The sequence below is a fragment of the Mesorhizobium sp. P2_E10 genome (assembly GCF_056404235.1).
In genome coordinates, this window is sequence record NZ_JBFUEK010000006.1 from 118,252 (window position 1) to 137,354 (window position 19,103).

A 19,103-nucleotide genomic window follows, 5' to 3' on the forward strand; every position below is an offset into this window, starting at 1 on the left:
GGCGTATAGGGAAGGTCGCCTTATTATATAAGGGAAATGGCGTTTTCTCCTAAGGAACAGAAGTGCTGGACGAGCTGGACAGGAAGCTTCTCGAGATCCTGGTCAAGGATTCACGAACCTCGTTGAAGGAGCTGGCTGCCCAGGTCGGGTTGTCGTCGCCGAGCGTCTCGGAACGGCTTCGGCGGCTCGAGGAACGCGGCGTCATCCGCGCCTTCACCATCGAGATCGATCCGCAGGCGCTCGGTTTTACGCTGCAGGCGATCGTTCGCATCCGGCCTTTGCCGGGCAAGCTGCACATCGTGCAGAAGCTGATCGAGGAGATTCCGGAATTTGGCGAGTGCGACAAGGTCACCGGCGATGACTGTTTCGTCGCCCGGCTGTTCGTGCGCTCGATCGGCGATCTCGACCAGATTCTCGACCGCATCGCCGACAAGGCCGAGACCAGCACCGCCATCATCAAGGGGCAGCCGATCCGCCGCCGCCCGCCGCCGCTGGCGCCTATGCCGAATATGTGACGGGCGCTGGCGCGCCGCGCGATATTTGCAGTCGCGGCGCGACCATTTCTGGTCTATTCCAGAATTCACGTCTTCCCTCCAACCTCCCTCCCCATGTCAGGTCTGCTCGCCGATCCCTGGTTTTATGCCGCCGCCATTCCGGCGGTCATTCTCGTTGGTCTGTCGAAAGGCGGCTTTGGCGGCGCCGTCGGCTTTGTCGGCGTACCGTTGATGGCGCTGACCATGCCGCCGGTGCAGGCCGCCGCTATCCTGCTGCCGATCCTGTGCCTGATGGACATCGTTTCGGTGTGGACATGGTGGGGCGTCTACGACCGCAAGATGCTGGTCGACATGATGCCGGGCGCGGTGATCGGAATCGGCCTCGGCTGGCTGACGGCAGCCCTCGTCACCGAAGAGATGGTGCGGCTGATTGTCGGCGCGGTGGCGCTGATTTTCGTGCTGCGCTGGCTCTATCTGCAGTTCCGTCACGGTGCCGATCATGCGGCTGCCCCCAACCGCATCGCTGCCGCCTTCTGGGGCACCGTCGCCGGCTTCACCAGCTTCGTCGCCCATGTCGGCGGCCCGCCCTTCCAGGTCTATGCGCTGCCGATCCGGCTCGATCCGAAGGTGCTGTCGGGGACGTCGGCGATCTTCTTTGCCGCCACCAATGCGCTGAAGCTGGTGCCCTATTTCGCGCTCGGCCAATTCGACACCGCCAATCTGACGGCTTCCGCCGTGCTGATGCCGCTGGCGCCGCTGGCGACCATCGCCGGCGCCTGGCTGGTGCGGCGCATGCGCCCGGAGGTCTTTTATCCGTTCACTTACGCGACCGTGGCCGTCGTGGCGGTCAAGCTTCTGTGGGACGGGATCGTGGGGCTTATGTGATGCAAGCGGCTGCCTTGCAGGCCGCTCGCATCATCCGATGGCCTCAGGCTGCGCTCGGCACCAACTGGCGGCTGCCGCTGAAAGCCAGCACCGCGCCCGCCATGATCACCAGCACCATGCCGGCGAGAACGCCGATGTCGTGCGCGGTCGGCTTGAGCACCATGTCGGCGACGATCACCAGCATCACCGCATAGTCGAAGCGCGCCGCGCTCATCATGTGCTGACCGATGGCGAGAACGGCGGGCGTTACGCCATCCTTGGCGATCATGGCGCCCATCCGCTCGCCGGTCGGCTTGAAGATGAACATGCCGATCGAGAAGGTCGTGGCATAGCCGGCGAGACCGATCAGGATCCACAGGTCGGTGAAGCCAACCCAGAAGCTGCACATGACGAGCCCGAAGAGCAGTGTCAGCATCGACATCGGTGCAAAGAAACGACCGCCCAACTGTCCGCTGGCGCGCATCGCCTGCAGCTTGTCCTCGATGTTGCCAGCGCGCTCAGCCATCACTCCGAGCAGGAACAGGACGAAACCGCCACCGACCCACAGGGTCGCCGAAACGATGTGCAGAAACTTGACGATCGAGTACCAGTCCATGGTTCTCTCCTTTGATTTTTTGATTGCGGGCAACGCTGGGGTTGCGCTGCGTGGGTTCGAGGAGCGGGCGTTTAGCGCGGCGCGTGTTTCGCAACGATGTCGCGTGGGCAGCCGGTTTGTTTCGGCGTTCAGCAAGCGTGGCCGAAATGGCAGGGAGTGTGTGAGGGTCCTGACGCGATTCCGGGCACCGGAGCAGCTGTGCTGTTCCGGCACAGAAGGGTGGCGCTCGATCGAAAAATATCCGCTCCGTTAAGGCTTCATTAAGCTTTACGGGCGTTTACTACGTTCATCCAGTTATCTGGATTCTTACCGAGTGGTTGGAGCCACTTCGTTTGACGCCTCCCTGTTAAACTCCTGAGAGCCGCCTTATCCGCGGCTCTTTTTTTGTCCGCTTTTCCGGGGTCGTCCGGCACCGGCGGCGGCGTTAACCGTTTGTTAAACATGTGCTTGCCTTCACCGGTGACGAAGCGCATTTTCAAGCTTCAGTCATTTAGGGTGCAGGCGGGACGGCGATGAAGCCGAATCAGCCAGCGGGTAGCAGGGGCGTCTCCAATGAACGAGCCTTCGAAGGGCGTTGCGAAAACCATCAAACTGGCGGAACGTCGGGTTTTCTCCCAATCCTTCAAGCCGCTCTACCAGGAGGGTATGGGCCTGGTCGAGCAAGCGGCAGAATATCTCGACGGCAAGGGCCGGGCCGAGGCGAAGAAGCTGTCAAGGTTGGCGGCGACGCTCTATGCCGCCGAATCGATGCGGCTGACCACACGGCTGATGCAAGTCGCCTCCTGGCTGCTTTTGCAGCGGGCCGCGAACTCCGGCGAGATGACCCGCGACCAGGTCGCTTCCGAAAAATCCAAGGTGCGTCTCGACACCGCTTCTGCGCATGATGAAGCGGCCGGCTGGAGCGAACTGCCCAAGGATTTCCTTGACCTCGTCACCCGCTCGTTGCGGCTGCAGGCGCTGGTGCGCCGCATGGACGAGGAAATCTACGGCGGCACGATGGTCGACACGCCGCCCATGGGCCGCCGCGCCAATCCGGTTTCCGACCAGATCACGCTGCTCAACACGGCTTTCGCCCGCGGCTGACAGCCTGCTTTATGATTCTACTCTGACGGCCATCTGACGCGGTTTTCTGCGCTTCCGATGCTCACATACTTATGTGCGTTCCGCTTCGGTTTTCGAAAACCGCGCCATCTGTCTCCTCAGAGCGAATTCTCAAACAGCCTGTTCGTTGTTTCTGGTTTGTTCACATTTCGCTGGCATCGCTGTCCGCCGGAGGTAAAGTCGGCGTATGGGGGAAGCGATTCGCATCATCGGCATCGATCCGGGGCTCAGGCGCACCGGCTGGGGCATCGTCGAGAGCCTCGGCAACTCCTTGCGCTTCATCGCCTCCGGCACCGTGCGGTCCGACGACAAGGCGGCGCTGGCGACGCGGCTGTGCCAACTGCATGACGGGCTCGCCGACATCCTGCAGCAGGCCATGCCGCACGAAGCGGCGGTCGAACAGACCTTCGTCAACAAGGACGCGGTGGCGACGCTGAAGCTCGGCCAGGCACGCGGCATTGCCATGCTGGTGCCGGCGCGGGCCGGACTTCTGGTTGCCGAATATGCGCCCAACGCCGTCAAGAAGGCGGTGATCGGCGTCGGCCATGGCGACAAGAAGCAGATCCATATGATGGTGAAGGTGCTGCTGCCAAAAGCCATTTTCGACACCGAGCATGCCGCCGATGCGCTAGCCATCGCCATCTGCCACGCGCACCACCGGCAGAGCGTCGCCTACAGGATGGCGGCGCTGGCATGAGGGATCGCCCATGATCGGCAAGCTCAAAGGCACGCTGGACGAGATCGACGAGGATTTCTGCCTCGTTGACGTGCATGGCGTCGGCTATGTCGCCTATTGCTCGGCGCGCACGCTGGCGGCGTTGCCGGCGCCCGGCGAGGCGGTGGTGCTGTTCATCGAGACCTATGTGCGCGAGGACATGCTGCGGCTCTATGGCTTCCAGTCGGTGCTGGAGCGCGAGTGGTTCCGGTTGCTGATGAGCAATGTGCAAGGCGTCGGCGCCAAGGTGGCGCTGGCCATCCTGTCGACGCTGGCGCCGACCGATCTCGCCAATGCCATCGCGCTGCGCGACATCGCCATGGTCAGCCGTGCGCCCGGCGTCGGCAAGAAGGTGGCCGAGCGCATCGTCACCGAATTGAAGAACAAGGCGCCGGCTTATGCCGGTTCCGCCTCGGGCACCATCGGCCTCAAGCAGGAACTCGGCGAAGGCGTCGCACCGGCGCCGATCACCGATGCCGTCTCGGCGCTGGTCAATCTCGGCTATTCGCGCGACACGGCAGCCAATGCGGTGGCGGCAGCGCTGAAGACCGCCGGCGAGGATGCCGACGCCTCGAAGCTGATCCGCTTCGGGCTGAAGGAACTGGCGCGGTGAGGCGTGGCTTGTCCCGTTCCCAGCGCTATGCGAGGAAGGTCGCATGAGCCTTTCGCCACGCCTCATTGCTCCGGAAAAACGCGGCGAGGATGCCGAGCAGACCCTGCGGCCACAGACGCTTGGCGAGTTTGTCGGCCAGGCGGCGGTGCGGGCCAATCTCAAGGTTTTCATCGAGGCCGCCAAGGGCCGCGGCGAGGCGCTCGACCATGTGCTGTTCGTCGGGCCACCAGGTCTCGGCAAGACGACGCTGGCGCAGATCATGGCGCGCGAACTCGGCGTCAATTTCCGTTCGACCTCCGGGCCGGTCATCGCCAAGGCCGGCGATCTGGCGGCATTGCTGACGAATCTCGAAGACCGCGACGTGCTGTTCATCGACGAGATCCACCGGCTCAATCCTGCTGTAGAGGAAATCCTCTATCCCGCGATGGAGGATTTCCAGCTCGATCTGATCATCGGCGAGGGGCCGGCGGCGCGCTCGGTCAAGATCGATCTCGCCCGTTTTACCCTGGTTGCCGCGACCACGCGGCTCGGGCTTTTGACCAATCCGCTGCGGGATCGTTTCGGCATTCCGGTGCGGCTCAATTTCTATTCGGTCGAGGAATTGGAGCAGATCGTGCGCCGTGGCGCCCGCATCCTGCAAATGCCACTCGGCGACGATGGCGCGCTTGAGATCGCCCGTCGCGCCCGCGGTACGCCGCGCATCGCCGGCCGGCTGCTGCGCCGGGTGCGCGATTTCGCCAGTGTTGCCGGTGACGGCCATGTCGGCCGCCAGATCGCCGACGAGGCGCTGACGCGGCTGGAGGTCGATGCGCTTGGCCTCGATGCGCTCGACCGCCGCTATCTCTCGATGATTGCCCGCAACTTCGGCGGCGGACCGGTCGGCATCGAGACCATCGCCGCCGGCTTGTCGGAGCCGCGCGACGCCATCGAGGACATTATCGAGCCCTATCTGATCCAGCAGGGGTTCATCCAGCGCACGCCGCGTGGCCGCGTGCTGACCGCCAATGCCTGGCGGCATCTCGGCCTCGACGCGCCGAAGGATCTGGCGCAGCAGCAGATCAGCCTGTTCCAGGAAGAGTAACCAATATTTCTGCCGCCGGCTTCGGTCCTGCGCAAAATCTCCTAACCTTCGCCGGCTTGCCGGCGCATTGCTTAGTTTTAACGAGCTTGGCGGTGTCGGTGCGGATTGCGCCAATCAAGTGCCGGAGTTGAGCAATGATCACCAGACGCGGGTTCCTGAAAATCGTCGGGGGTTCGTTCCTGTCGGTCGCTTCGCTCGGCGCCTATGCGGTCGGCATCGAGCCGATGCTTTTGACGCATGTGAAGCGCTATGTCTTGACGCCACCGCACTGGCCTGCCGGGTTGAAGCTGCGCATTGTCGCGCTGGCCGACATCCACGCCTGCCGGCCCTGGATGACACCCGAGCGGATCGCTTCGCTGGTCGAGCGGGCCAATGCGCTGCAGCCAGACCTGATCGTTCTGCTCGGTGACTACATTTCGGGTATGCCGCTGGTGACGGACCAGGTGGAAGCGCCCCAATGGGCCTCCGCCCTGTCCGGCCTCAAGGCTCCGCTCGGCGCGCTGTCGATCCTCGGCAATCACGACTGGTGGTGGGATGTTGCCGCCCAGCAAGCGGGAGTCGGGCCGACAGTGGCGCGCAAGGCGCTGGAGAACGTTGGCATTCCCGTGCTGGAAAACGACGCCGTGCGGCTGGAGAAGGACGGGCAAGACTTCTGGATCGCCGGGCTTGCCGATCAACTCGCCTTGCGACCGGGCAAAGGGCGCAGCGCATTCGAGGGCCTGGACGACCTCGACGGTACGCTGGCGAAGGTGAGCGACCACGCGCCGATTATCCTGCTCGCGCATGAGCCGGACATATTTCCGAACGTGCCATGGCGGGTTTCGCTGACGCTCTCCGGCCATACCCATGGCGGCCAAGTACGGCTGTTCGGCTATTCGCCGGTGGTGCCGTCCCGCTTCGGCAACCGCTTTGCCTACGGCCATGTCGTCGAGCACGACCGCCATCTCATCGTTTCCGGCGGGCTCGGCTTCAGCATCATGCCGGTGCGCTTTGGAATGCGCCCGGAAATCCTGCAGATCGATCTCGGTTCCGCCTTAAACGCTTAGTGAAGGGACTTGATCGCGTCCATCACGTTCGGTTCGGCTTTGTCGCCGTTGAAAGCGTCGACGATGCCGAAGGCGCCGCCGTAGCTCCATACCGACCACGAGAAGCCATGCGCTTCGGCGCGGGCGACCATATCCTTGACATAGGCAGCCCGGTACTCGGCCGGCATCACATAGGCATTGCCGTATTCCTGGCGGATCATGCCGAACTCGCCCAGCGTGATGTTTTCCGGCTTGATGCCGTTGGCCTTTGCCCAGGCTTCAACCAGGGTGAACGGCGCGTCCATCGCCGCGAGCAGCTTTTCTTTCGTATCCAGGGCGGCAACCTGCTCGTCGAGATAAGCAAGCAACCCGCTCCGCCGCGCCCATGGCGCGTCGGCCTTGATCCTGGCGCGGATGGTGTCGAGCGTCACGTCGAGCTGGGCGCGCGGCACCGCTGTCAGCGGATAGGGCAGGCCGGTCACATAGGGAATGAAATCGCCGGCCCAGGTCGCGCCTTGATGGGTGAGCAGGAACGGATCGTAGGAGTGGAAGGTCCAGATGACGTTGTCGTCGGGGATCGTTTTCGGATCGATCTTCGTCAGCGACGCCGCGTTGGAATAGCAGGCGCCGGTCAGGATCAGCGTCAGCCGGGTGGCCGAAGCACGCGTCGCTGCGAACAGTTTTTTCTGCCGATCCGGCCACAGGCTGGTGCCGTCGCTGTCGCAGTCGACGATCGGCTCGTTCATCGGTTCGAAGGCGACTTTCGTGGGATCCTCTGCGGCCAGCGTGTGGGCCATCTTGCGGATAATCTCGACATAGGCGTCGAAGGTTTGCGGATCGTCCATCACCTCGCCCATACCGACCTTGCGGCTGGCGCCGGACGGGATCAGGTGCATGTCGACGATCACCTTCAGCCCCGCACGGTTGATCATGCGTACCGAGTCCAGCACGCTGGCATAGAGGTCGTCGCGCAGCGCCGGCGTCTGGTCGGACAGGAAGGGCGACGGATCGACCGGCATGCGCAGGAAATCGAAGCCAGCGTCTTTCAGTGCCTTGAGGTCGTTCTCGCTGACAAACTTGCGCCATTCGGGATAGGGCAGGATGGCCCCTGGATCGCTCCATTTGTCCTCGCTTGGCCAGGTCGTCCACTGGTCGAGGTTGAGGCCGCGCTTCATCGAAAAGCTCGCGGCGTGGCCCGGCACGACCACACCGGCCAGTAGAAGCAGTGCCGCCATCAAGGTCTTGATCATCGTCGTCAACAGTGCCATCGGGTAGCTGCGCCACCACAAGCAGGTGCCCCGTCAGGGCCAAAAAGGAAAGCGCAATGGACGATCATGGTGAATCGGCGGCGCTCTCGGCCGGTCTTTCCGGCGCGCTGACGGCGTTCGGCCACCGGCTGATGGCACGGGTCTACTATGCCGACACCGATTTCTCCGGCGTCGTCTACCACGCACGCTATCTCGAATTCTTCGAACGCGGCCGTTCCGACTATCTCCGGCTTACCGGCGTCCACCACACCGAGCTTGCCGATGGCAAGCATGGCGAGAAGATCGTCTGGGTGGTGCGGCGCATGGAGATCGATTTCCGTGGACCTGCCCGCATCGACGACATCCTGACCGTCGATACGCGCACCGAGGAGATTTCCGGCGCCCGCATCTTCATGGCCCAGCAGCTGAAGCGGGGCGATGAGGTGCTGGTCGAGGCGCGGGTCGAGGCGGCAATCATCGGCGAGAACGGCAGGCCAAGACGTTTCCCCAGGGAATGGGTGGCAGCATTTCTGCCCAAGCCAAGCGCTTAGAAATCGCTTCTATCGTCATTTCCGGCAATCGAGCGAGGCGAGGCAGACCCTTTGCCTGGCGGCGAGGGCGCGGCAATGCGCCGCGCCTTATTTCCTAACCCATCCTTAACCATAACGGTTCATGAAGAGATTGGTGAAGATTGGAAGAATCCAAGCGCCTTCCTTTCACCAATATTTGCCCTGAAAAGGCCGCCAACGCTGCATTTTGGGGTTATTCCGCGAGCCTCGCGCGAACGGACCACAAGGGATGCCCAGGGGCCAGCCGCCAGCCATGCCCGGAAAATCTTTAAGGACGTAATCATGGAAAACATCGCACTCGCCGAACCGGGCGCGCAATTGTCGATTTGGGCGCTGTTCATGCAGGCCAGCTGGGTGGTCAAGCTGGTGATGATCGGCCTGCTCGGCGCTTCGATCTGGACCTGGGCGATTGTCGTCGACAAGCTTGTCGCCTACGCCCGCATGCGGCTCGCGCTCAACCGTTTCGAGCAGGTGTTCTGGTCGGGACAGTCGCTGGAAGAGCTTTACCGCACGCTCGCCGACCGCAAGACCGCCGGCATGGGCGCGATCTTCGTCGCCGCGATGCGCGAATGGAAGAAGAGCTTCGAGAAGGGCGCCAAATCGCCGCTCGGCCTGCAGACCCGCATCGACAAGGCGATGGATCTGGCCCTGACCCGCGAGATGGAGAAGCTGGAAGGGCGTCTCGGCTTCCTCGCCACGGTCGGCGCGGCCGCGCCGTTCATCGGTCTGTTCGGCACCGTCATCGGCATCATGACGTCGTTCCAGGCGATCGCCGGATCGAAGAACACAAGTCTTGCCGTCGTGGCGCCCGGCATTGCCGAAGCGCTGCTGGCGACCGCCATCGGCCTGCTCGCCGCCATCCCGGCGGTCATCGCCTACAACAAGCTGTCGTCGGACGCGAGCAAGATCGCGGTGCGCATGGAGGGGTTCTCGGATGAGTTCTCCGCCATACTCTCGCGCCAAATCGATGAAAAAGTCGCGCAGAAGGCCTGAGGAACGATCATGGGAATGTCTGTAAGCGCGGGTGGTGGACGCGGCGGACGCGGGCACAGGCGGCGTGGCCGTCATCATGGCCTGATGTCCGAGATCAACGTCACGCCGATGGTCGACGTGATGCTGGTGCTGCTGATCATCTTCATGGTCGCGGCGCCCTTGCTGACGGTCGGCGTGCCGATCGACCTGCCGGACACGCAGGCCAAGGCGATGAACGCCGACACCCAGCCGATCACCGTTTCGATCGATGCGGCCGGCAAGATCTTCCTCCAGGAAACCGAGATTCCGATCGACGAGCTGGTGGCCAAGCTGCAGGCAATCTCGAAAACCGGCTATGAGGAGCGCATCTTCATCCGCGGCGACAAGGCCACCGACTATGGCACGGCGATGAAGGTGATGGCCCGCATCTCGGCCGCCGGTTACAAGAATATCGGCCTCGTCTCGCTCCAGGAACAGGATCAATAGACAAGAAGATGAAGACCGGCCTCACCACATCGGTGATCTTGCATGCTGTCGTGCTCGGCTTCGGTCTGTTCACGCTGTCAGCGCCGGCTGCGCTTCCGACCGCCGCTGAGTCGGTCGCAGTCGACATCGTGCCGATGGAAGCGATGGCGCAAGTCCTGCAAGGCGACAAGAAGGCCGTGATGCACGAAAAGCCGGCGCCGTTGCCGACCCAGCGTCCCGATATCGTGCCGGCCGCCCAGAAGGTTGGCGAGAACAGTGTCGACACCGACAAGCCGGTGACGCCGGAAGCCAAGCCCAAGCCGGTCGACACCACGTCGGCTCCGCCGCCCGCACCGACACCGGTCGAGAAACCGAAGACCGAGGACGTGCCGAAGCCGCAGGAAAAGCCAAAGCCTATTCCGGCGACGGAAGTGGCGCCGGCGCCGCAGCCGAAGGAAGAGGTCAAGCCTGAGCCGGTCAAGCAGACGGACCCCAAGCCGACACCGGCCAAAGAGCCTACGCCGACGCCGCCGGAGGACAAGACCGCCGCGATCGAGCCGACGCCCGAGGTGAAGCCGGATGCGGTGGCTGAAGCCATAGCGCAAGATCCGCCCACCGAGGCGACACAGCTTCCGGATTCCGCGCCTGCGCCGGAAGCGCGGCCGAAGCCGCAGCCGGCGCAGGCCGAAAGCGCCAAGGCGCCGGAGCGCAAGGACGCCGACAAGCCGGTCAAGGAAGCCTCATCGAAGCCGAAATCGGATGACAAGCAGTTCAATGCTGACGAGATTTCCGCCCTCCTCGACAAGCAGAAGCCGTCGGGCGGTGGTGCCAAGCGCTCGACCCAACAGGCGTCGCTCGGCGGTGACAAGGACCAGGGCCAGAAGCTGTCGCAAAGCGAAATGGGCGCACTGTCCGATCAACTTGGCGGTTGCTGGACACTGCCGGTAGGGCTCGAGGGTTCGGAGAACTTCGTCGCGGTGGTCCTCTTCAATCTGGACGCCTCCGGCAAGCTCGATGGCAGGCCGACCGTCGAGAAATCGAGCGGAAACCGTCAGTTCGATGAGAGCGCCGTGCGTGCCGTTCAGAAATGCAACATGGCCGGCCTGCAGGTTCCTCCCGGTAAACAGGATATCTGGGCTCAGGTCCGGGTTACTTTCGATCCGAGGGAGATGCTTGGCCTCTAGGCCTGGCGTCCCCAGAATCAGTTAAGAGAAGCGAGAAGACATGAAATCCATCCTCAAGCCACTCCTGATGATCACAGCGATGGCGCTGGGCATGACTGCGAGCGCCATATTGCCGGCGTGGGCGCTGGTCGAGATCAACGTCAACAAGGGCAATGTCGAGCCGCTGCCGATCGCTATTACTGATTTTCAGGGCGGTGATGCGCTTGGCGCTCAGATTTCCGATATTGTCAGCGCCGATCTGAAACGCTCCGGCCTCTTCGCGCCGATCGACAAGAGCGCCTTCATCGAGAAAATCGCCAATCCGGACGCCGCCCCTCGCTTCGACGACTGGAAGGTCATCAATGCGCAGGCGCTGGTCACCGGCAGTGTCAACAAGGAGGCAGACGGCCGCATCCGCGCCCAATATCGGCTGTGGGATACTTTTGCCGGCCAGCAGATGTCGGGCGAGCAGTTCTTCGCCAACGACGCCAATCAGCGTCGCGTCGCCCATATCATCGCCGACGCCATCTATGAGCGGCTGACCGGCGAGAAGGGCTACTTCGACACGCGGGTCGTCTTCATCGACGAATCGGGCGCCAAGAACGCCCGCAAGAAGCGCCTCGCCATCATGGACCAGGATGGCGCCAATGTCCGCTATCTCTCCGATGGCAAGTCGATCGTGCTGACGCCGCGTTTCTCGCCGAACCGGCAGGAAATCACCTATATGTCCTATGAAAGCGGGCAGCCGCGGGTCTATCTCTTGCAGATCGAGACCGGGCAGCGCGAACTGGTCGGCAATTTTCCAGGCATGACCTTTGCGCCGCGCTTCTCGCCCGACGGCCAGAAGGTGATCATGAGCCTGCTGCGCGATGATGGCAATTCCAACATTTTCGCCATGGATCTGCGAAGCCGCTCGACGACCAGGCTGACCAATTCGACCGCCATCGACACTTCGCCGTCCTACTCGCCGGACGGCAGCCAGGTGGTGTTTACCTCCGACCGTGGCGGCCGTGCGCAGATCTATGTGATGGGTGCCGACGGTTCGGGCCAGAACCGCATCTCCTTCGGCGATGGCGTCTATTCGACACCGGTATGGTCGCCGCGCGGCGACCTCATCGCCTTCACCAAGCAGACCGGCGGCGAATTCCAGATCGGCGTCATGAAGACCGACGGCTCGGGCGAGCGCATCCTGTCTTCCGGTTTCCAGCAGGAAGGGCCGACCTGGGCACCCAACGGCCGGGTGCTGATGTTCTTCCGCGACTCTGCCGGAGGCCCGAAACTGGTTTCGGTCGATCTCACCGGCCGCAACGAACAGTCGATCCCGACCTCGAATTTCGCTTCGGACCCGGCCTGGTCGCCCCTGCTCGAATAAACCATGTTGGGGTTTTTCGGGCGAGCCTCCGCTCGCTTCGTTGCAACTTGGCAACAGTACCTCAAAAGCCCCATTTTGGGGCTTTTTTCACGCCAAAGTCGCGTTTTGGCCGCATTTCCGCCTACGGTCCGCGACCATTGTGACATCAGGTCATTTCGGCTGTGGACGGCAGCCGAAACCAAATCTTAACCGTGTTTGTTGAATGCCGGTTAACCCAAACGTGGTTACTGGGTGATCAATGAAATCACTCGAAATACGAAGGAGAGGCGGCATGGGCCGTATCGCAGCACTTACCAGAAACCCGGTCATGATCGCGCTCGTCGCGATGCTCGCCATCACCGGTTGCGCCTCGAAGAAGACGCCGAACAGCGCCGCCGATCTCGGCCTCAACGGCGCCGGCGCGGCAACGCCCGGCTCGGCGCAGGACTTCACCGTCAACATCGGCGACCGCATCTTCTTCGACACCGACTCGACCGCGATCCGCGCCGACGCGCAGACGACGCTTGCCCGTCAGGCGCAGTGGCTGAACCAGTACAAGCAGTATGCCATCGTCATCGAAGGCCATGCCGACGAGCGCGGCACGCGCGAGTACAATCTGGCGCTCGGCGCCCGCCGCGCCGCCGCCACCCGCGACTTCCTGGTGGCAAAGGGTGTTTCGGCCCAGCGCCTGAAGACGATTTCCTACGGCAAGGAACGCCCGGTCGCGGTTTGCGACGACATCTCCTGCTGGTCGCAGAACCGCCGTGCGGTCACCACGCTCAGCGGCGCCGGTTCCTAGCGCATGATCCCGAAAATCGGTTTCGATTTTCGGAAAGGGATCGTGCGCCAGGTCAAAGTGCTTCAGCGTCCTTTGCGCGTTCGAAAGAACGCGCGGCGCTGAAGTCGGCAAAAATACAACACATCCATGCGAAAGGCGGCCAAATGGCCGCCTTTTTCATATCTGGACCAGCGAAACAAAATTTGGCCGAAGTCTCACGTCCTGCTAAGAGCCGAGGGTGCCTGACCGGTCCACCCCGACCGGAAAGGCGCATACCAACGATTTTCACGGCGAGAGGCACATGCATTTCAGAACGGTCTTGAGCGGCACCCTTGCGCTGCTGCTCGTATCAAGCGTCGCCGCTCCGGCAAGCGGCACCGGGCAACCAGCGGAAAGTGGTTTTTCCTTCCATTTGCCCACCCTCGGCATTTTCGGCGACAATAAGAAACCGGATCAGCAGCAGGTCGCCCAGCAGTCGGACGGCACCACCGCCACGGCGCTCGAGGAGCAGCTGCGGCAGATGAACGGCAAGATCGAGGAGCTTAACTTCCAGGTGCTGCAGATGCAGGAGCAGATCCGCAAGCAGCAGGAAGACAACGAGTTCCGCTTCCAGCAGTTGGAAGGCGGTTCGCAAGGCGCACAGCAGCCTCCGGCACAGAAAAAGTCGGACGCCACGACCACCACCGACGACAGCGTCGCCGAGGCGCCGGCGACGCCGGCGCCGGCGCCGGCCGATGCCGGCACGGCGCCCGCCAGTGATCAATCCGCAGGCGGCCAGAGCGTTCAGGATGTCATCATCGAATCGCCGACCGGCGATCCCGGCACCACGGTGCAGGGCACGCCGCCGAAGACCTTCGGCACCATCACCGTCGACAAGAACGGCAATGTGGTCGACGCCAACGGCAACACGCAGGCCACCGCACCGGCGGAGACTGCCGTTCCCCCGACAGAAGCCCCGGCCGCCGGCGCCAAGGCCGGCAAAACCGCCAAGGCCGATGGCACGGTGGTCGCGGCGCTGCCCTCCACCAACGATCCGGAAGAGCTTTACCGCAATTCCTACCAGTTCATCCTGTCGGGTGACTACAGCACCGCCGAGGAAGGGTTTCGCGACCATATTTCCCGCTTCCCCAAGGACGCCAAGGCGGCGGACGCGCATTACTGGCTGGGCGAGTCGCTGCTCGGCCAGCAGAAGTACCACGACGCGGCCGAGGTTTTCCTTGCCGCCAGCAAGGACTACCCGAAAGCCAAGAAGGCGCCTGACATGCTGTTGAAGCTCGGCGTGTCGCTGGTTGGCCTCAAGCAGAAGGATGTAGCCTGCGCCACCTTCGGCGAGATCGGCAAGCGCTATCCCGACATTTCCGGCGCGCTCAAGGAACGCGTCAAGCAGGAGAAGGCGCTCGCGGCGTGCTAGCCTTTCCCTTGCATGTCGTTGTCCCAAAACCGGGACCACATTTGGGCGACATGCATGATGCTCGATACCGAGCCTGACCTTTCGGATTTTTCGCAGATCGACTTTACCAACGGCGCTGTTGCGGCCGTGTCCGGCGGCAGCGATTCGACCGCCCTTCTCCTTCTCCTCAAGAACCATCTCGAGCGTACCGCACTGGCAACCAAGCTGCTGGCGGTGACGATCGACCACGATTTGCGGCCGGGTTCGGCAGCAGAGGCGCAAGCCGTGGCTGGGCTCTGTGCCGGGCGCGGCATTGCACATCGCACTCTGCTCTGGTCCGGGCCAAAGCCATCGACCGGGCTGCCCGCCGCCGCACGCGAGGCGCGCTACCGGTTGCTGGCACAGGCCGCGCAAGCCGCTGATATCGGCCTGATCCTGACTGGCCACACCGCCGACGACCAGGCCGAGACGGTGCAAATGCGGCACGCGCGGGAGGAGGGCCGAGGGCCTGCTGAAACGGCAGGCCGCGGCCTCGCCGGTATGGCGCCGGCAACCCTCTACGATTGGCGCATCTGGATCTTACGGCCGCTGCTTGGCGTGCGACGGACGGCATTGCGCGCGTTCCTCCAGCGCGAACATGTCGGCTGGATCGAAGACCCGACCAACACTGACAGGCATTTCGAACGGCCGCGCATCCGCGCGGCGCTCGCCGGTGACGATGGGCAGCGGTTTGCGGCGGCGATCGCCTTGGCCAGGCAGGCTGCCACCGAACGCGAACAGCTTGGCCATCGCGCGGCCGGGCTGATCCGTGCCTTCGCCAGCCAGCCGACCCCTGGTCTCATCCGTCTCGACCCCGGCTTTGCCACCGCCAGCGATGGCCTGGCTGCAGTCTACGCCTTGCGCATCCTGCTGGCCGCTTGTGGCGGCGTTTCCTTTCTGCCGGACCTGGCCCGCAGCGAAGCGCTGTTCGACAGCTTAAGGGCCGGGCCGCTTTGCGCCACATTGTCGCGGACGGTGGTAGACGCGCGGCGGGCCGGCATCTTCCTGCACCGTGAAACCCGCGATCTGCCACCCGCGGCACCTGCGGCGAACGCTGCCCTTTGGGACGGTCGCCGGTGGATCACATCGGGTGACATTTCGGATGGATTGTTGATCGCGCCGTTGGGAGCGGCTGCTGCGGCCAGGCGCACTCTCGCCGAAGACGGCACGCCACCGAGCCTTGTCCGCGCCGCGCTCGCCGCTGAGCCAGCGTTTTGGCGCGACGGGGAATGGCTTGGTCTGGCGCAGGACAGCCCGGTGTTGCGGGCAATCGCGGCACATCCGGTCGTTGCGCCTTTTGCCCGCTTCCTGCCGTCCTTCGATCTGGCACCGGCCAGCGCTGTGGCCAAGCTGATCGGCGCGCCCCCCGTTCCGGCCCCGCCTTTCCACGGCCACACTGCCGGTTGATCATGGGCGAAAGCTTAACCCAGACGTGCTGTTATGCTTGGCAAGGGGAAGCGCTCTCCCTATGTTAGGCCTAAGTTTCCTCTCATGACTGTGTCCGCCAGCGGACGCCAACGGGACAATTGATGAATCCGAATTATCGCAATCTCGCGCTCTGGGCGATCATAGCGGTCCTGCTCATCGCACTCTTCAATCTGTTCCAGACGCCGCAGACGCGTGGAGCCTCGAGCGACGTCCCCTATTCGCAGTTCCTGCAGGAAGTCTCGGCGGGCCGGGTCAAGACGGTAACGATCGCCGGCGCCCGTATCTCCGGCACCTACACGGACAGCGCAAGCGGCTTCCAGACCTACTCGCCTGGCGATCCGCAACTGGTGTCGAGGCTGCAGGAGAAGAATGTCACCATCAATGCCCGTCCTGAATCCGACGGTTCGAACACGCTGTTCGGCACCCTGATCGGCTGGCTGCCGATGCTGCTCATCCTCGGCGTCTGGATATTCTTCATGCGCCAGATGCAGTCCGGCTCCGGTCGCGCCATGGGCTTCGGCAAGTCGAAGGCCAAGCTTCTGACCGAGGCGCATGGTCGCGTCACCTTCCAGGACGTCGCCGGTGTCGACGAAGCCAAGGAAGATCTGGAAGAGATCGTCGAGTTCCTGCGCGACCCGCAGAAGTTCCAGCGGCTGGGCGGCAAGATTCCGCGCGGCGTGTTGCTGGTCGGGCCTCCGGGAACCGGCAAGACGCTGCTTGCGCGCTCGGTCGCCGGTGAAGCCAACGTGCCGTTCTTCACCATTTCCGGTTCGGACTTCGTCGAGATGTTCGTCGGTGTCGGGGCATCCCGTGTCCGCGACATGTTCGACCAGGCGAAGAAAAATGCGCCCTGCATCATCTTCATCGACGAAATCGACGCGGTCGGTCGCCATCGCGGCGCCGGTCTTGGCGGCGGCAATGACGAGCGCGAGCAGACGCTGAACCAGTTGCTGGTCGAGATGGACGGCTTCGAGTCCAACGAAAGCATCATCCTGATCGCCGCCACCAACCGGCCCGACGTGCTCGACCCGGCGCTGTTGCGTCCAGGCCGTTTCGACCGCCAGGTCGTGGTGCCGAACCCCGACATCGTCGGCCGTGAGAAGATCCTCAAGGTGCATGTGCGCAACGTGCCGCTGGCGCCCAATGTCGATCTCAAGGTCATCGCGCGCGGCACGCCGGGCTTTTCCGGCGCCGACCTGATGAACCTCGTCAACGAATCCGCCCTGATGGCGGCGCGCCGCAACAAGCGTCTCGTCACCATGGCCGAATTCGAGGACGCCAAGGACAAGATCATGATGGGCGCCGAGCGCCGCTCGTCTGCCATGACGCAGGCCGAGAAGGAGCTGACCGCCTATCACGAGGCCGGCCACGCCATCCTCGCGCTCAATGTGCCGTCGGCCGATCCGCTGCACAAGGCGACGATCATCCCGCGCGGCCGGGCGCTTGGCATGGTCATGCAGTTGCCGGAAGGCGACCGCTACTCGATGAGCTACAAATACATGATCTCGCGCCTCGCCATCATGATGGGTGGCCGCGTTGCCGAGGAGTTCAAGTTCGGCAAGGAGAACATCACCTCGGGCGCCTCCTCCGACATCGAGCAGGCAACCAAGCTGGCGCGCGCCATGGTCACCCGCTGGGGCTTCTCCGACAAGCTCGGCCATGTCGCCTATGGAGACAACCAGGAAGAAGTGTTCCTCGGCCATTCGGTGGCGCGTACGCAAAACGTCTCGGAAGAGACGGCGCAGATCATCGACGCCGAAGTGCGCCGGCTGATCGACGAGGCCTATGTCTCGGCCAAGTCCATCCTGACCAAAAAGAAGAAGGAATGGATCGCGCTGGCGCAAGGCTTGCTCGAATACGAGACGCTGTCGGGCGAGGAGATCAAGCAGTTGATCGCCGGCCACAAGCCAGCCCGCGACCTTGGCGACGACACGCCGCCGAGCCGTGGCTCGGCCGTGCCGAAGTCCGGTGGCCGCCGCAAGAAGGGCCCGGAGCCCGAAGGCGGCATGGAGCCACAGCCGTCAAGTTAGGGTCTGGCCAGGACAGGTTTTTCAAAACGCTGCGGCTCAAACCGCGGCGTTTTCTTTTGGGGCAGGACATTTCCATTCGGGCGTTGCACCCCATCGGCTTGACTCCCCTCACAGTCGGTATTGAATCGATTAGCCGGCTGCCGCCGGATCAACCGGCGCGGCTGCGTGGGAGGTGTGATCAAATGGGCAAGAGGGACAAGCAGGCCAGAAATGCTCCGGTCGGAGGCGATATCCATCTCGACGCGGTCGAGGGCCAGGCAAAGGAAGCAGCCTGGCAATTGCCGAACGGCGATGCCGGCGGGGGCAAGAAAAAGAAGAAGAAGAAGGCCAAGCAGGCCAAGGCCAAAAAACCCTACCGCTATGTCGACGAGCTGGTCCGGCTGCAGTTCGAACTGATCAAGCTGCAGGATTGGGTGCAAAAGGAAGGGCTGAAGGTCGTCGTGATCTTTGAAGGCCGCGACGCTGCTGGCAAGGGCGGTGTCATCAAACGCATCACCGAAAGCCTCAATCCGCGCGTCTGCCGGGTCGTCGCACTGGGCACGCCGACCGAGCGCGAACGCAGCCAATGGTACTTCCAGCGCTATGTCCAGCATCTGCCTGGCAAGGGCGAGATCGTGCTGTTCGACCGCTCCTGGTACAACCGCGCCGGTGTCGAGCGCGTCATGGGCTTCTGCACCGATGACGAATATAGCGAATTCCTGCGCTCATGCCCGCTGTTCGAGGAGATGCTGATCAAGTCCGGTATCACCCTGATCAAATACTGGTTCTCGGTTGGCGATGACGAACAGGAGCGCCGTTTCAAGGAACGTATCGACAATCCGATCAAGCGCTGGAAGCTGTCGCCCATGGACCTGAAGTCGCGCGAACACTGGGTCGAGTATTCGCGGGCCAAGGACATGATGCAGAAATTCACCGACACCGATCAGTCGCCGTGGAACATTGTCGATGCCGACAACAAGAAGAAGGCGCGGCTCAACTGTATCAGCCATCTGCTGACGCGGATTCCGTACAAGGAAATCCGTCCGGCGAAGATAAAGCTCAGCCCGCGTCAGAAGGACGACGGTTATGTCCGTCCACCCAAGACCAGCCAGCACTGGGTACCGACCGTCTACTGATCTTGCACAAAGAAAAACCCCGCGAACCTGGACAGGTCCGCGGGGGC

Annotated in this window: 19 protein-coding genes; 17 read left to right on the plus strand and 2 right to left on the minus strand. The window is 63.1% G+C overall.

The genetic code is table 11. From position 1 onward, the window contains the following. Nucleotides 1–62: 62 nt before the first annotated feature. Nucleotides 63–515, plus strand: a complete 453-nt coding sequence (locus AC1D0N_RS17755; protein WP_477246098.1) for an Lrp/AsnC family transcriptional regulator — start codon at nt 63–65, stop codon at nt 513–515. A gap of 93 nt (nt 516–608) precedes the next feature. Further along, nucleotides 609–1,379, plus strand: coding sequence for a sulfite exporter TauE/SafE family protein (locus AC1D0N_RS17760; protein ID WP_477246100.1), 771 nt, complete (start codon nt 609–611; stop codon nt 1,377–1,379). Between the two features lie 43 nt (nt 1,380–1,422). Here AC1D0N_RS17760 and AC1D0N_RS17765 read toward each other — a convergent pair whose 3' ends face one another. Further along, complete coding sequence (locus AC1D0N_RS17765; RefSeq protein WP_477246102.1) at nt 1,423–1,974, minus strand: DUF2269 family protein; 552 nt, start codon at nt 1,972–1,974, stop codon at nt 1,423–1,425. Between the two features lie 552 nt (nt 1,975–2,526). On the opposite strand from AC1D0N_RS17765, the gene rcdA reads away from it, so the two are divergent. The 5 genes from rcdA (at nt 2,527) to AC1D0N_RS17790 (ending at nt 6,530) form a co-directional block, all read left to right on the plus strand. Next, complete coding sequence (rcdA, locus tag AC1D0N_RS17770) at nt 2,527–3,057, plus strand: protease adaptor protein RcdA (RefSeq protein WP_477246104.1); 531 nt, start codon at nt 2,527–2,529, stop codon at nt 3,055–3,057. Between the two features lie 205 nt (nt 3,058–3,262). After that, entirely contained in the window at nt 3,263–3,772 is a 510-nt protein-coding gene (gene ruvC, locus AC1D0N_RS17775; protein ID WP_477246106.1) for a crossover junction endodeoxyribonuclease RuvC, read from the plus strand. Between the two features lie 10 nt (nt 3,773–3,782). Then, nucleotides 3,783–4,403 carry a Holliday junction branch migration protein RuvA gene (gene ruvA / locus AC1D0N_RS17780; protein ID WP_477246108.1) on the plus strand — a complete coding sequence of 207 codons (621 nt, stop codon included), beginning with the start codon at nt 3,783–3,785 and terminating at the stop codon, nt 4,401–4,403. A gap of 43 nt (nt 4,404–4,446) precedes the next feature. Further along, nucleotides 4,447–5,484 carry a Holliday junction branch migration DNA helicase RuvB gene (gene ruvB, locus AC1D0N_RS17785; protein WP_477246110.1) on the plus strand — a complete coding sequence of 346 codons (1,038 nt, stop codon included), beginning with the start codon at nt 4,447–4,449 and terminating at the stop codon, nt 5,482–5,484. Between the two features lie 134 nt (nt 5,485–5,618). Beyond that, on the plus strand, nt 5,619–6,530 hold the full coding sequence (locus tag AC1D0N_RS17790) for a metallophosphoesterase (protein WP_477246112.1): 912 nt from the start codon (nt 5,619–5,621) through the stop codon (nt 6,528–6,530). Here AC1D0N_RS17790 and AC1D0N_RS17795 read toward each other — a convergent pair. Next, on the minus strand, nt 6,527–7,777 hold the full coding sequence (locus AC1D0N_RS17795) for a glycoside hydrolase family 5 protein (protein ID WP_477246114.1): 1,251 nt from the start codon (nt 7,775–7,777) through the stop codon (nt 6,527–6,529). The two genes, AC1D0N_RS17790 and AC1D0N_RS17795, sit on opposite strands and share 4 nt — an antisense overlap. Nucleotides 7,778–7,833: 56 nt before the next feature. Here AC1D0N_RS17795 and ybgC point away from each other — a divergent pair, with 56 nt between their 5' ends. From ybgC to ppk2, 10 genes are all read left to right on the plus strand, one after another. Next, entirely contained in the window at nt 7,834–8,307 is a 474-nt protein-coding gene (ybgC, locus tag AC1D0N_RS17800) for a tol-pal system-associated acyl-CoA thioesterase (protein WP_477246116.1), read from the plus strand. 300 nt (nt 8,308–8,607) lie between these two features. After that, on the plus strand, nt 8,608–9,318 hold the full coding sequence (gene tolQ / locus AC1D0N_RS17805) for a protein TolQ (protein ID WP_477246118.1): 711 nt from the start codon (nt 8,608–8,610) through the stop codon (nt 9,316–9,318). Nucleotides 9,319–9,327: 9 nt separating this feature from the next. After that, nucleotides 9,328–9,783 (plus strand): protein TolR, encoded by a 456-nt coding sequence (tolR, locus tag AC1D0N_RS17810; protein ID WP_477246120.1) that lies wholly within the window; start codon nt 9,328–9,330, stop codon nt 9,781–9,783. 8 nt (nt 9,784–9,791) lie between these two features. Further along, nucleotides 9,792–10,946: an energy transducer TonB family protein gene (locus AC1D0N_RS17815; protein ID WP_477246122.1), complete on the plus strand. Its 1,155-nt coding sequence runs from the start codon at nt 9,792–9,794 to the stop codon at nt 10,944–10,946. Between the two features lie 40 nt (nt 10,947–10,986). Further along, entirely contained in the window at nt 10,987–12,297 is a 1,311-nt protein-coding gene (gene tolB, locus AC1D0N_RS17820; protein WP_477246124.1) for a Tol-Pal system beta propeller repeat protein TolB, read from the plus strand. Nucleotides 12,298–12,568: 271 nt separating this feature from the next. Next, the gene (gene pal, locus AC1D0N_RS17825) at nt 12,569–13,075 is read left to right on the plus strand and encodes a peptidoglycan-associated lipoprotein Pal (protein WP_477246126.1); all 507 of its coding nucleotides are present in this window, start codon (nt 12,569–12,571) and stop codon (nt 13,073–13,075) included. Between the two features lie 280 nt (nt 13,076–13,355). After that, complete coding sequence (gene ybgF / locus AC1D0N_RS17830; protein ID WP_477246128.1) at nt 13,356–14,465, plus strand: tol-pal system protein YbgF; 1,110 nt, start codon at nt 13,356–13,358, stop codon at nt 14,463–14,465. 57 nt (nt 14,466–14,522) lie between these two features. Next, nucleotides 14,523–15,890: a tRNA lysidine(34) synthetase TilS gene (tilS, locus tag AC1D0N_RS17835; protein WP_477246614.1), complete on the plus strand. Its 1,368-nt coding sequence runs from the start codon at nt 14,523–14,525 to the stop codon at nt 15,888–15,890. 122 nt (nt 15,891–16,012) lie between these two features. After that, nucleotides 16,013–17,941: an ATP-dependent zinc metalloprotease FtsH gene (gene ftsH / locus AC1D0N_RS17840; RefSeq protein WP_477246130.1), complete on the plus strand. Its 1,929-nt coding sequence runs from the start codon at nt 16,013–16,015 to the stop codon at nt 17,939–17,941. Between the two features lie 182 nt (nt 17,942–18,123). Next, nucleotides 18,124–19,056, plus strand: coding sequence for a polyphosphate kinase 2 (gene ppk2 / locus AC1D0N_RS17845; protein WP_477246132.1), 933 nt, complete (start codon nt 18,124–18,126; stop codon nt 19,054–19,056). Nucleotides 19,057–19,103: the final 47 nt, after the last annotated feature.